Source organism: Actinomadura sp. NPDC000600, from assembly GCF_040492135.1.
In the GTDB taxonomy this organism is placed as follows: Bacteria; Actinomycetota; Actinomycetes; order Streptosporangiales; family Streptosporangiaceae; genus Spirillospora.
The window spans coordinates 165,993-179,120 of sequence record NZ_JBEUPD010000002.1 but is presented as its reverse complement, the minus strand read 5'-3'; the positions used below and the strand labels follow the sequence as shown (position 1 = coordinate 179,120).

General features: G+C 70.3%; 10 protein-coding genes and 1 pseudogene. 3 read left to right on the top strand and 8 right to left on the bottom strand.

The features are described 5' to 3' along the window. Positions 1–131: 131 nt before the first annotated feature. The 5 genes and pseudogenes from ABWI07_RS03625 to ABWI07_RS03605 all read right to left on the bottom strand — a co-directional run bounded on the left by ABWI07_RS03625 (position 132) and on the right by ABWI07_RS03605 (position 4,330). The gene (locus ABWI07_RS03625) at positions 132–617 is read right to left on the bottom strand and encodes a transposase (RefSeq protein ID WP_502912782.1); all 486 of its coding nucleotides are present in this window, start codon (positions 615–617) and stop codon (positions 132–134) included. After that, positions 617–873 (bottom strand): annotated as a pseudogene (locus tag ABWI07_RS03620) (transposase); the annotation flags it as partial. The gene ABWI07_RS03625 and the pseudogene ABWI07_RS03620, both read right to left, overlap by 1 nt. Beyond that, positions 855–1,361, bottom strand: coding sequence for a transposase (locus ABWI07_RS03615; RefSeq protein WP_268843279.1), 507 nt, complete (start codon positions 1,359–1,361; stop codon positions 855–857). The gene ABWI07_RS03615 and the pseudogene ABWI07_RS03620, both read right to left, overlap by 19 nt. A 373-nt stretch (positions 1,362–1,734) precedes the next feature. Further along, positions 1,735–3,063 carry an HEXXH motif domain-containing protein gene (locus ABWI07_RS03610; RefSeq protein ID WP_149261926.1) on the bottom strand — a complete coding sequence of 443 codons (1,329 nt, stop codon included), beginning with the start codon at positions 3,061–3,063 and terminating at the stop codon, positions 1,735–1,737. After that, a complete protein-coding gene (locus ABWI07_RS03605; protein WP_149261927.1) occupies positions 3,032–4,330 on the bottom strand; it encodes an FxsB family cyclophane-forming radical SAM/SPASM peptide maturase in 1,299 nt (432 codons plus the stop codon). The genes ABWI07_RS03610 and ABWI07_RS03605 overlap by 32 nt, the downstream gene beginning before the upstream one ends. Positions 4,331–4,465: 135 nt before the next feature. Between ABWI07_RS03605 and fxsA the strand changes: the two genes are divergently transcribed. Next, a complete protein-coding gene (gene fxsA, locus ABWI07_RS03600) occupies positions 4,466–4,654 on the top strand; it encodes an FxSxx-COOH cyclophane-containing RiPP peptide (RefSeq protein WP_149261928.1) in 189 nt (62 codons plus the stop codon). A 34-nt stretch (positions 4,655–4,688) separates the two neighbouring features. On the opposite strand, the gene ABWI07_RS03595 is transcribed toward fxsA, so the two are convergent. From ABWI07_RS03595 to ABWI07_RS03585, 3 genes are read right to left on the bottom strand one after another with little or no spacing between them, the layout of a single operon-like run. Then, entirely contained in the window at positions 4,689–5,603 is a 915-nt protein-coding gene (locus ABWI07_RS03595; protein ID WP_353817605.1) for a TIR domain-containing protein, read from the bottom strand. Positions 5,604–5,628: 25 nt separating this feature from the next. Further along, entirely contained in the window at positions 5,629–6,735 is a 1,107-nt protein-coding gene (locus ABWI07_RS03590) for a tetratricopeptide repeat-containing protein (protein ID WP_149261930.1), read from the bottom strand. 12 nt (positions 6,736–6,747) lie between these two features. Further along, a complete protein-coding gene (locus tag ABWI07_RS03585) occupies positions 6,748–7,764 on the bottom strand; it encodes a TIR domain-containing protein (RefSeq protein WP_353817604.1) in 1,017 nt (338 codons plus the stop codon). Between the two features lie 483 nt (positions 7,765–8,247). Here ABWI07_RS03585 and fxsT point away from each other — a divergent pair, with 483 nt between their 5' ends. Then, complete coding sequence (gene fxsT / locus ABWI07_RS03580; RefSeq protein ID WP_353817603.1) at positions 8,248–12,087, top strand: FxSxx-COOH system tetratricopeptide repeat protein; 3,840 nt, start codon at positions 8,248–8,250, stop codon at positions 12,085–12,087. Positions 12,088–12,130: 43 nt separating this feature from the next. Further along, entirely contained in the window at positions 12,131–13,126 is a 996-nt protein-coding gene (locus ABWI07_RS03575; protein WP_149261933.1) for a hypothetical protein, read from the top strand. Positions 13,127–13,128: the final 2 nt, after the last annotated feature.

The following is a 13,128-nucleotide window of genomic DNA, read 5'->3' as shown; positions in this document are numbered from 1 at the left end:
GGCACAGGTGATGTAGGACCGCAGGACGTACGGGTGTTCGGTGTCTTCGGCATCTGTTCGGCCGGGACGGCTGGGTCACGTCCACTGGAGTGGTGTCAGAGTTGATCTTCGCGTGATCCTGTCTCTGCAGGTTAAGCGGTGAGCTCTCGCTGCTCGATCTCGAGGTCGGGTGTGGTGCCCTCGATGACGCGCAGGCGGGCTTTGGCCAGGAACTCCAGGCCCATGTAGCGGCGAGCCTCGGTCCACTCATCGGTCTGCTCCATCAGCACGGCGCCGACGAGGCGGACGATCGCGGCCCGGTCGGGGAAGATCCCGACCACGTCGGTGCGCCGACAGATCTCCTTGTTGAGCCGTTCTTGCGGGTTGTTGGACCAGATCTGCCGCCAGAGTTGGCGTGGGAAGCCGGTGAAGGCCAGCAGGTCGGCGCGGGCGGCGTTCAGGTGCGCGGCGGCGTCGGGGTGTTTGGCCTCCAGGGACGACGCGGGCGTGCTGGGCGTGGACCTCTTCGGCGGCGGGCTGGTCGAAGACGGTGAGCACCAGCGTGGCCACCCACGGCTGCGGTGGGCACCCTGGTCAGCAGGTTGCGCAGGTAATGGGTCCGGCACCGTTGCCAGCACGCCCCGGGCAGCGTGGATCCGATCGCCTCGACCAGGCCGGCGTGGCGTCGGAGATCACCAGTTGGACGCAGGTCAGACCGTGGGCGACCAGCCCGCGCAGAAAGGTCAGCCACCCGGCGCCGTCTTCGGCCGAGGTGACCTCGACGCCGAGGATCTCGCGGTGCCCGTCGGCGTTGACGCCGGTGGCCACCAGCACGTGAACGTTGACGATCCGGCCGCCCTCACGAACCTTCTGGGTCAGGGCATCGACCCACACGAACGCATACAGACCGCCCTCCAAGGGCCGGTTGCGGAACCCCGCACCTGGGCGTCCAGCACCTTGGACGTCTCGCTGACCTGGCTTTTGGAGATGCCCTTGATGCCCATCTGCTCGACCAGCTTGTCCAGCCGCCGCGTGCTGACGCCCAGCAGATAGGAGGTGGCCACCACCGATACGAGGGCCTGCTCGGCCCGGACGGCGTCGCTCCAGCAGCCATTCGGGGAAGTATGAGCCGGACCGCAGCTTGGGATCGCCAGTTCCACGGTGCTGGCGCGGGTGTCCCAGTCCCTGGACCGGTAGCCGTTGCGGCGGTTGACCCGCTCGTCCGAGCGGGTCCCGTAGTCGGCGCCGCACACCGAGTCGGCCTCCGCGCTCATGAGCGCCTCGGCCATCGTCTTGACCATCGACTGCAACACATCGGGCTCACACGCCCCGATCTGCTCGGCCGGCCACCCCGCAGGGGCCACACTGTTGTCCACGGCCATCGCGTTCCTCTCCTTCTGATCTTGGTCGATTCGAAGGATCACGCGATGGCCGTCTCACGTCACGACGCCACGCCCTCTGACCAGGTCAAACTCATACACCACCTCCGTGGACGCAACCGTGGACCGAGCGGTAGGCCGACACCATAAGCGACTGGCTGACACGCTGGTAGCCGAGCAGTCCGTGAGGTGTTCCTCAGCATGCCAGGAGCCGCTCCTGCTGTCAGCGGGATGGCTTGTGGAGGATCACGTCGCTCACTGCCGAGCCCCCTCGATCGGTGCTTCGCGTTCCCTCGGGGCTGCTCCGGCGCGGGCTCAGCGGCTCAGCAGGGTCCGTGTTCCAGCCCGCCGGAGGCGAGGCGCCAGGCCGGGGTGATCATCCCTGGTTCCTGGGGGCTGCGAGGTGGTGGCCGTGGCGGCGGAGCCAGAGGGCGCGGTGGCGGGCGGCCTTGCGGCGGGCCAGCCGCATCGCCGGAGCGGGCACCGGTTCGCGCCCCCACAGCTGCAAGGTGTCCGCCATGCCTCCGACGAAGCCAGCGCCGTCCGGTGTCAGGCCGCGCCCGTCGAGAAGGCTTTCGGACGCGAGCAGCGCCGCCCTGCGCCAGCGTTCGAACTCGGTGTGCGCGTGCATGTCGCCCGGTGACCGGCGGCGCTCCCGCCGCCAGAAACCCGCCACGCCGAGGTGGGCGTAGGCGCCCTGGAGCAGACCGTAGACCGGGCGGGGATCTTCCCGCCACGGCGCGTAGTACCGGCGGTCATGGTCGGAACGGATCATCGGGACCGCCTCGATCAGTGCCGCGAGCTTGGCGTGCTGCACCTCATGGGCGAGGATCAGGGCCAGATCTCGCGCCCTGCCGGTGGTGGAGAACGCGAGGCTCCCGTGCGCCTCGCGGGAGCTTGCGCTGACCTGTCCGGTGCCGTCGCCGGCGAGCGGCGTCACCACCCGGATTCCCGCGCCGACCTCCTCGGCGGCGGGGCGATGGCGGTGCACGAGGATCCGCCAGGCCGCCGCGAGATCGTCCTCCCAGCGGGCCAGTTCCGGCCCCGGGAGCCGGGCGCGCACCGGCATGCCGGGGAGGCGGTACGGGTCGAGGTCGTCGACCAGCACGTCGAGGGACAGATCGCCGGAGGACACCGTGAGACGGCGCAGCCCGAGCCAACCGGACGCGTCCGACTCCGGATCGGCGGGGATCGCGACCCGCGCGCCGGACGCCTCGACGACCGCGTGGCCGCCCGCCACCCGTACCGTCGCGCGCGAGGCGGGGGCCGGCACGGCCATGCCCAGCGACGGCAGCATCAGCCGTCCGCCCGGCGCTGGGACGATCACGGTGGTGCGGGCGCCGGCCCGGACCGCCGCCGCGGCGGCGAGCGCGCCCAGCCGCTCCAGGCCGCCGTGCGAGCGGCGGAGCCGCGCGTCCCGGATGGCGCGGCCGGCCCATGCACCGACCGCAGGGTGGCAGATCACCTGCCGGACCGCCTCCGGATGGGCAGCCTGCAGGTCGGCGAGCATCCCGTAGGCCGCCTGGACCCGCCACGCCGTGCCTGGGCCGCCAAACGCACGCGCCGTCTCCACCACGCCGCGCACCAGCAGCAGGTTCCGACTGGCCTGGATCTCGCCGAGCATGCGCATCGCGCGGACGCCGCCACCACCCGCGGCCAATTCCCGGAGGAGGTCAGCTGGCGGTCGGTGGTAGCGGATCTCCATCGCACACCTTTCGTCTCGCGGCCGTCCGGGGAAGGTCGGCGGCGACCCTGGCACGAATGTGCATGATGAGCCGGAGAAGGTCGGAGCAATACACCGAAGGGTTCAGGAAACCGTTTCCGTCACTGTAACGGTGAGCGTAATGCCCGCCCCCGCACACCTTATTCACCGGGCAGGACGAGCAGGTCGGGCACAACGCGCGCAGCCCGATCTGGCGGGCCGCGACGAACGGCGACAGCAGTACCTCGTCGAAAGAGTCGACGAACACATGCCTTCCCGTTCGGGGCGCGCCGGGGAATGCGGATTTGAGGCTGTCGGACTGCTCGATGGCCCCGTCTGTCTCGATCACGACGACGCCGACGGGGGACAGCCCGATCGCCTCGCTGCTGGACGCCCCGCCCAGCAGCATCTGAAGGATCTCCTCCAAAAGCCGCACACCGGTCTCCCGCCGCGGCGCCGCATACCAGCGATCGAACACCGCGGCCAGCCAGTCGCCGTACGGGGTCGTGCAGGGATCGCCCTGTCCGGGGGGCGGCTCCGACCAGTTCGCGTGCGGCAGCAGCAGGTCGACGGTGGGCGGGCCGTGGCGCAGCAGGGCCTCGTAGGTCTCCACCGGGTCGTTGCGCAGGTCGACCGTGCACAGCAGCCCGGCGAACAGGTGGCGGTAGCGGTCGGAGGAGAGCCGGTCGAGTGCCGCCTGGACCTCGGCGTGACTGCCTCGCCCGTCGGCGTGGCGGCGGCGCCGGTCATGGGCGGCCTGCGCGCCGTCGAGGCTGACCCCTACGCGGACGTTCAACTCGTCGAACAGCCCAAGCTCGCGCGTGCCGAGCCGGACGCCGTTGGTCTGCACGACGGCGCGCACCCGGTGGCGGCCATCCGGGCCGGGGCCCGCTGCTCGGCGCACCGCGTCGCGGGTCGTGCGGACGGCGTCGCCGAGCAGGCCGGTGCCGGCCAGCAGCGGCTCGCCGCCGTGCAGGACGAGCGTGACGGAGTCGAGGTCGTGGGTTGCGACATGGTCGGCGATGCGCTCGGCGGCCCGGTCGAGGACCTCGCGCGGCATGGCGCGCGGGCGGCCCCGCCAGCTCTGGTCGCGCATCTCGTAGACGTAGCAGTGGTCGCACGCCAGGTCGCAGCGGCTGAAGACCTTCAGCACGAACTGACGGAACGGGGTCGGCCGCCAGCCACCGTCCAGCAGCGCGCGAACGTCCAGCGCCGCCGGCCAGGCGTCGCCGAACGGCGGGTGCGGCAACGCCTCAGAAGAGGTTTTCATTGTCATCCGGATCCGTATCCCGGCACGGCGCCGGCCGTTTCGCCTCCCGTTCCGGGCGAAAACGGGCCGTCCCTTACCCGATAGTCCGTCGCGGTGAGCCCCATCACAAAATAACATCGATTCGGAGGTGTACCCATGCCCGATGCTGGAGCGGACTCACCCGACCTTCTGCTCGATGTCAGCGCCATACCCCTGCACGCCCTGGATGATCTCGAGGATTCCGTGCTGGCGCACGCCCTGGAACGCTTCTTTGTGTCACTTGACACAAACTCATCCGATGCCGTCGCCGCTTTCCAGTCTGCGTTCGAGGACGATATGGAATGACGCGTTAATGGGCCGAACCCACCGCGGGCCGCGGTCAGGGGTAGCGGATGTCCTTGATCTGCCGGATGAGCTCGGCGACGCGCGGCAGCGCGGGGTCGTTCCCGGGTGCCTGGACGCGGAGGCCGGCCAGCATGCTGTCGAGCATCGTCGTGTCCTCATGCGCGAGCGCACGCTGGACCAGCGAGACCAGCCGGGCCCTGGGCCCGTTGCCGCCGATGTCCAGGATGCCCACCTCATCCTCGACCAGCCGGATCAATTCTCCGATCTCCCCGGACCGGATCGGACCCACCATGTACAGCGCGTTCACGAGGCGCTCCTTGAGTTGCATTGGCACGCGCCCGGGAGCCGCGGCGGGGAGCGGCGGCGGTGACGCCGGTGTCGACGGGTCACCGAACGCGGGCGGCACCGCGCGGGCCTCAGCCCGGCCGAGCGGCGGCAGCGCGAGCGCGTCGGCCCCGGCGATCCAGCGTGCGATCTTGGCCACCGCCTTCAGGTACGGGGGCCCGCCCGCCCTCTTGAGGTCGATCAGCAGGTCGCCGCCCAGGCCTCGATGGGTGCTGTGCAGCTTGGCCACCGCGGCGGGCGGCGTCGCCGCCCCGGACCAGCGAAACGGCATCAGGCAGCGGGCATGCGGCGCCCCGGGCGGCGCGTTCAGCCGCTCGATCCGCTCGGCGAAGATGCCCCATTCGCGGCCGCACCAGCGACTCCTGCCGTAATCGGCGGACAACAGAGCGATCATGGAATGCGCGGTGCGGGCCCGCTCGATGAGGACCTGCTCCCAGTCATCGCCCGGATACAGCCCCTCGCGATCGAGGAAACCGGCGTCCTTCCGGTCGCGGCCGAGCAGCAGCCGCACTTCCACATCCAGATCGTCGAAGAACTCGGCGACGAGGTCCTGGTCCACGTGGCGCGCGTAGCTGACGAAAAAGGCGTAGGGGGTCTCGGACATGAGGCTCTCCGGGCGTCGCGGACGATCAGGGGTAACGGATGCGCTTTATCTGGCCGATGATTTCGGCCACCTGGGGCACCCCGGGCTCATTTGCGGGCGCTACGACGCCGAGGGCTTCGAGCATTCCTTCGAGCATCTGCCCGTTCTCGTGAGCGAGAGCGCGATTGGTCATCCTGACAAGTGTGGCGCGCATTCCGTCGCGCTGGACGTCCAATGGCTCGAACCGGTCTTCAATGACCTCGATCCATAGGCCGATGCCGTCGTGGTTCAGGGCCCGGACCTCGGCCATCGCGTTGACGAGCTGCGCCACGAGCGCCATCGGCACCTTCTTGCGCGACGGTGACGGTGGTGCCTCCACCGGCGGCGGCTCCCCCGCAGGCAGCGGTTCCCCCACAGTCGCGGGCTCCTCCATTGGAGGAAGGCGGGGAGCCGGCACCGCCGATGCGAGGGAGTGCACGCGACGGCCCAGACCGATCAGGCCGAGGCATGTGTCCACGTCGAGGTCCGGCCTCTCCACAAGCCGGTCTCCCAGTTCGCCGAGCAGCGCGGGCCAGTGGCAGACCGCTTCGGCGAGACGCCTCGCCTGAGCCGGGTCCAGTGCCGGCGCCTTTCGCATCAGCAGCATGATCGACTCTTCCCGGGTCAGCGCGCCCAGCGGGAAGGTCCGGACATCCGGGACACCGCGGTCATGGGGCCTGTGGGCGCCGTGGGAGGTCAGCAGCACGTGCGCCGGTCCGCCGGGCAGGTGGCCGTCCACGTCCGCGGCGGACCGCACGCCGTCGTACACGCTCAGCCGCCACCGCTGCGACCGGAGCGCGTCCCCTGCCTGCTCCCGGAAGGCGTCCTCCTGCGCGTCGAGGCCGTCTTCGGCGCGGCAGTCGAACCACCAGATCATGTTGTAGCGCTGGCCGAACCGGTGGCAGTACTCCAGCGCGAACGCGGACTTGCCGGACTGCTCCAGCCCGTCGCCGTCGACGACCAGGACCCGCTCCTCGCACAAGAGTTCACTGACCCGCTCCAGTTCGTCGTCGCGACCTGTGAAGTGGGGGTCGCGCGGGCCGCGGCGACAGACTGGCGGAGGCGTGCCGGGGAGGCGCAGCGGATCGGGCAGGGTCGGAAAGTAGGGGGTCATGGGGCCGGCCGGTCAGGCTGGGCGTCTTCGGACCGCGTCGAGGAACGTTCTGATCATCGCGTCGTCGAGGCCGTGCATGCGGATGGCGCGCTTGCTGAGGCCGCCGGGCAGAGGGCTGCTGTCGACCTGGACGGGGATGACGGGGGCGCCGCTCCCTGGGGGCGCGGTCAGGGCCTCCTCCCAGCCGAGGTCGTCCTCGCGCACCAGCGCCTCCATGTGCGGGGCGACGAAGTTCTGGGAGAGCACGGCGACGACCCGTTCCCCGCTGCTGCGGGCGCGGGCGACGGAGTCGTTCAGTGGCTCGCTCCGGCCGGCGTTCCAGCGGACCAGTTCGACGTCGTAGTTGTAGGTGCGCAGCAGGTTGCCGAGATACTCGGCCCAGGGCTGGTCGGCCCCGACATAGCTGATCGCCACGGTGTGCGGCGGGTCCTCAGTTTCGGACCGCGCCGACACCGGCTCGGTGGTCCCCTGCTCGGCGCGGTCGCCGAACGCGGGCCCGGTGGCCGCCGCCGTCTTCGAGTCAAGCGGAGCGAGGTCGACGAGCTGGGCTGCGAGGATCCGCGCCGCGACCGCGCGCACCACGGCATAGTAGCCGCTCTCCCCTTCGAGCTGATGGGTGCGCATGAGTTCCAGCACCCCGGAGCGGGTGGAGGACTCGATGTCCGCGGACGTCCAGGCGTCCGGCATCGGCCGCATGATCGTCGGCAGTACGGCGGCCGGGTCCAGCGGCCGCCATCGGACGGGTATGAGGCACAGGTCGCGCGTCTCCCGCCGCGGCGCGAACCGCTCCTCGAAGATCGCCCATTCGCGGCCGCAGTACGAGTCGCGGAGATAGCCGCCGGAGATCAACGCGACCATCGCCGCGGACTCGGCGGCCACGTGGACGCCGGCGGTCTCCGCTTCGGCCAGCCGCCCTTCGGCGAATGGGCCGCGCCGGACGCGCACCTCGCGTTCTAGGTCGGTGTGGAACCGACCGACCCATGCCTGGTCCGTACCCCGGGCGTAGCTTGTGAAGAAGTAGGTCTTCACGTCACCTCGCATGCGCGGAACAACTCAGCCCTGGGCAAGGCCTGCTCTGGGCAAGGCCTGCGCGGGGTCCGGGACGGAGGGTCGGGGACGGCCGTTGACTTTTCGTTCTCATCGTAAGGGATGAGACGCCGATGACCGCACCGAAGTGCGGACAACAGCTTTCCCGCGCCATAAAAGTCTGGCCATCACCGCACATCAGCGATCCAAACAAGCCCAAAACGACCTGATGTGGCCATGTATCTACGGTTTTGGGACAGCCCTAAACTACGATCACGTGATCGTTTGGCCGGATGTCACGGTAAGAGGTGAGCAGGCGAGCGGAGTGGATATAACATGAGCTATCCATAGCATTTCTCAACGGTTGTGCACTTGTGTCCCAGGGCGGGGGCGAGGGTGACTCCACGGCACGGTGAGGTGCCCGCCGCGGCATCCACAGGAAAGATCATCGCATTCCATGGCGGCCAGCCGGGAATCGGCTGCTCCATGGCGCTGGCGAACACGGCATGGATACTGGCAGACCACGGCCACAATGTGCTCATCGCCGACTGGGCCATCGGCGCGCAGCGCCCTTCCGTCGATCAATACCTCGCCAAATTCTTCCCGAGCGAGGAGATCGCCGATGAGCAACCGGGGATCTTCGATGTCGTGCAGAACTACTGGGACGTCGCCCGGCGCGACACCGACCTCACTCTCGACGCGCTGTGGGAGCGGCACGGGCGGATCGGCCAGCACATCCTGACGCTCGGCTGGCCCGACGCCGGGCTCGAATTCGACCTCGCGGGGAAGCTGGCCTACCTCGGCCCCGGCCGGCGTTCCGACAACACTTACTGGGCCGAGACGGAGAGCTTCGAATGGAAGCTGTTCATCGAGAGCAGGCCCGGCCTCCACTTCCTCAGCTCGCTGCGCACCGAGCTTACGGAAAGCGGGTACGACTACGTCCTGCTCGACAACCTCTGGGGGCGATACACCGTCGCCCAGCTCGGCGTCACCCACCTCGCCGACGTACTGGTGGCCTGCTTCAGGCTCGGCTACGCCCAGGACATCGCCGACGCCGCTGAGCAGACGCGGGTGCTGCGCGGACTCACCGAGCACCGCGCCGAAGGCCCCGTCAGAGTGCTGCCGGTGCCGATGAGGGACGACCGGAACGCCGTCGAGGATATGAAGCGCTTCGCCCGCAGTCGGTTCGACCGGCTGCTCCAGGAGCCCGACGAGGTCAAGCGGGCGCGGTACTGGGGCGGGGTCACCGTCCCGGAGTCGCCCTACTTCCGACGGCACCCGATCATCGCGGCCATCGCCGAGGACCCCAACGAGCCGGGGACGGCGCTCAAGGCCTACGAGACACTCGCCCAGGCCATCACCGGAGATCCCGAGACCGCAGCGAAGCCGCGCCCGGAGCAGACCCGGACGGCACTGAAGCGCCACCTAACCGCCCAGCCGGTGGCGACCGCGTACGACGTGGCGATCCTGTCCTGCGTGGCGGACAGCCCGTGGGCGGAATGGATGACGTGGGTCCTGCAGAGCGCGCGCCTGCGGGTCAGACCTCACGGCACACCGGGCGCGCCCGTCGAGACCACCATCGTGCTGCTCTCGCCGGACCTGCTGGAGGCGCCCGAACTCGACGAGGCGGCGGGCCTGATCGCCGACCTGAGGTCGGGCAGCCGCGCGCGCGAGGACCAGCGGCTGGTCGGCGTCCGGGTCCGAGAGGGCGCGCTCGGCGAGATCCTGTCCTGGATCGTCGACGTCGACCTGGTGCCGTACGGGACGGAGCCCGAGGCCGTGCAGCGGGAGCTGCTCACCTCCTTCACCTTCACCGACCGGCTCGAGCCGCGCGTCCCTGACGCGCCCGACGCCCCCCGCTTCCCGAAGCGCCCCCCGAGGATCCGGGAGGTCAGCGCTCCCGCGAAGAGCTTCGTCGGACGGGACGGCCTCCTGCGCGACCTCCGGGAGGCGCTGCGGCTGAACCGCGGCACTGGGCGCCCCACGGTGCTCACCGGCCCGACGGCGATCGGGAAGAGCAGCGTCGCGGCGATGTACGCATGGCTGTTCGCCCACGACTATGACGTGATCTGGTGGCTTCCCGCCGAGGACGTCCACCACGTGCGGACCAAGCTGGCGGAGCTGCTTCCGCGGCTGCGCAAGGGCGCCTCCACCGACGCCCACGACGCCGTCGACCAGGTCCTGGAGGCACTGGGCGCCGGCGACGGCCCGGACCGGTGGCTGCTGATCTACGACGGCGCCGACGACCCGGACGGGCTCCGCGGCCTCATGCCGTCCGGCGGGCCGGGAAACGTGCTGGTGACGTCCCGGCATGCGGGCTGGGCCGCGGCCGGGCATACCGTCCTGCCCGTCGACCGTTTCGAGCGCGCCGAAAGCATCCGGCTCTTCCTGGCGCGCATCGGGCAGATGGACGTCACCCAGGCGATGGCCGACCGGGTGGCCGAGCGCCTCAACGACCATCCGCTCGCCATCGACCAGGCGGCGGGGTGGGTCGCCACGAGCTGGTCGGCGGCGCAGAGCCAGGAAGGCCCGCCCACCGACCGCACGCCCCGGGCGCTCGTCAACCAGCTCCTCGACATACTCGGCGACGCCGGCGAGATCACCGTCCCGGCCGACGAGGAGCGGCCCGCGGAGCTGTCCCTGGACCGCCTCGCCGACGAGCGGGCGGCGGCGCTCTGGCTGCTGCGCCTCTGCGTGTACCTGTCCCCGGACGGTGTCGCCACGGAGCTGGTCCGCTCCGTCGGGATGCGCGAACAGATCGGGGAGCACGACCCGGACGTGGGTCTCGACGTGACCGTCGACGAGGTCGTCCAGACGCTCAAGCGCTACTCGCTGATCCGGGTCGACCAGCAGCTCGGCCGGCTGTGCGTGCACCCGCACACGCTGGGGATCGTCCACGACCGGATGACAGCGGAGGAGCGGCTCGCGGCCCGCACCTCCGCGCAGTCCGTGCTGGCGGCGTTCGTGCCCGGCGACGAGGCGCCCAGTCCCCTCCGGGAGCGGCGCCACCGGGAGCTGCAGCGGCACGTGGCGGCATGCGAGCTCGGCGACACGGTGAAAGCCGCCGACACCGTGCGCGCGTGGGCCGTCCGGCAGGTCAGGCACCTGTACCTGACCAACGACTGGCAGGTGGCCTTCGACCTGGGCGACCAGTTGCGCGTCCGCTGGACGGACGACTTCGGGGAAGGCGACCGTCACCGGCTGGAGCTGCTCCTCGAACTCGCCAACGCGCTGCGCGAGCTGGGCCGGTACGCCGAGGCCACCCGCTGGGACGAGGAGGCCGGGCGGCTGCGCGCGGAGAAACTGCCGGCCAACCATCTGCTCGGCCTGAAGATCCAGCGTGCCGCCGGCGCCGACCTGCGCGCGCAGGGACGGTTCGGCGAGGCGGCCCTGCTGGACCAGCGGACCCTGGAGTCGTTCCGCCAGCGGCTCGGTGAGGAGCACCCCGACACGCTGCGCGAGGCCAACAACCTCGCAGTCGCGCTCAGGCTGATCAGTGCCACCAAGGCGGCGATGGAGCTGGACCGCTCGATCTATGAGACCCGGTGCCGGGTGCTGGGCGAGCAGGCGCCGGAAACCTGGCACACGCTGATCATGCTCAGCATCGACTACCGGGACATGGGTGAATACGCCAACGCCAGGAGCCACCTTGAGGAGGTCCTGGCCATGCTCCGCTCCACCGGGGGGAACACCACTCCCCCGGCCCTGCGAGCGGAACAGGCCCTGGCCGTCACCCGGCGATACGAAGGCGAGGCGGAAGAGGCACTCGCCTCCATCACCGACACCTGGCACCGGAGCCGGCAGTTCTACGGTCCCCACCACCCGGCCACCCTCTCCTGCGCCGTCAGCGTCGCAGCGGCTCAGGCGGCTTCCGGCAGGAGCGTCGACGCGCTCGAACGCGGGCGGCTCAATCTGCGGCTCTACCGGGAGGTCTTCGGAGAGTCGCATCCGTTCACCCGCGCATGCCAGGCCAACCTCGCCGTGTACGCACGCCTCTGCGGCCAGCTCATCGAGGCCCTGCCCAACGCCGAGAAGGCGTGGCGGGCGCTGCACGACGACGTCAACGTCGGGCCGGAGCATTCGTTCACGCTCGCCGCGGAAATCGGGTTCGCCAACGCGCTGGCGGCGGTCGGAAAGGCCGAGGCCGCCTCAGAGCGCGAAGGCCACGCCTACGACAGCTACAAGGACCGGCTGGGGCCCCGCCATCCGCTCAGCCAGATCGCCTACACCAACCTGCAGGTGACCGAGGACAGGAAGACCGGGACCGACGACAGCCTGGACGGCGGCCTGCGCAAGGACATCGACATTGAGATTCCGGCGACGTGAGAAGCGCGGGAAGAGAACGCGGCGGCGCGGAACGGGGTGTGTGATGACGGTAGAGGTCCCCGATAACGGCAGCGGGCCGAGGCTGAGGATCACTGGGGGGCAGCCGAACCTGTCGGCGACCGGCCTGGAGAAGCTCAAGGGCCTGGCCCGGCAGGCGCTGGAACGCCACACGGTGCAGTACGTCGCGTACTACATCCAGGGCAACCAGCAGTTCTGGCAGGACACCTTCGACTCCGAGGACGAGCCCGGCATCGACTCCCCGGACGACGCCAAGCGCAAGCGTGAGTCGCTGCACGCCAGCGGCCAGCAGTTGCACTACGTCGTGGCCCGCCTCGACAAGGCGTTCGTGCCGGTCCGGAGCGGCCGCCTGATCCGGTGCGTGTTCGACGTCGGCGACGGGGCGGTCTTCTACCACTCGCCCTTCGCCGGGGAGTACCTGGTGGGCGCGGTCCTCGCGGAGACACCGGCGGACGAGGCCGACGCCGCCATGGGGCAGTTGTGCGACCTGGTGCGGCTCGCCCGCGGCTACGGCGGCCATCAGAACCCGGGCGGTGCGCACACCGAGTACGACGTGGAGGTCGAGGAAGCCGACCTGGCCGACGACGAGCCGTACATCGACGAGCTCGGGCTCGGCGGGGCCCATCCGGAGCTCGGCGGCCACTTCCGCGCCGCGCTCAGCCCCGAGGCGCTGCACTACGTGATGTACCTGGAGGGAGCCGAGCCGGTCCGGTCGGCGGACCTGCTCCGGCATCCCAAGCTGGCGGCGCTGACCGTCCACACCAACCACGACACGCGCAGGAAGCACTACGAGCGCATCGGCAAGCTGACCTACATCACCAGCAACCGGATGGACCGCACCCTCCTCCCGCTGCTCGGCGGGGTGCTGCAGCGCGTGGTCCTCGACGTCGAGGCCGGCGCGCTGTACTACCGACGGCTGGGAGAGGACGACGCCCTGATCGGCGTGACCCTCGACCAGGCCAAGGTCGCCGTGGCGGAGGCGGCGATGAACACGCTCGCGCAGGCGATCGCCGACCGCTGAGA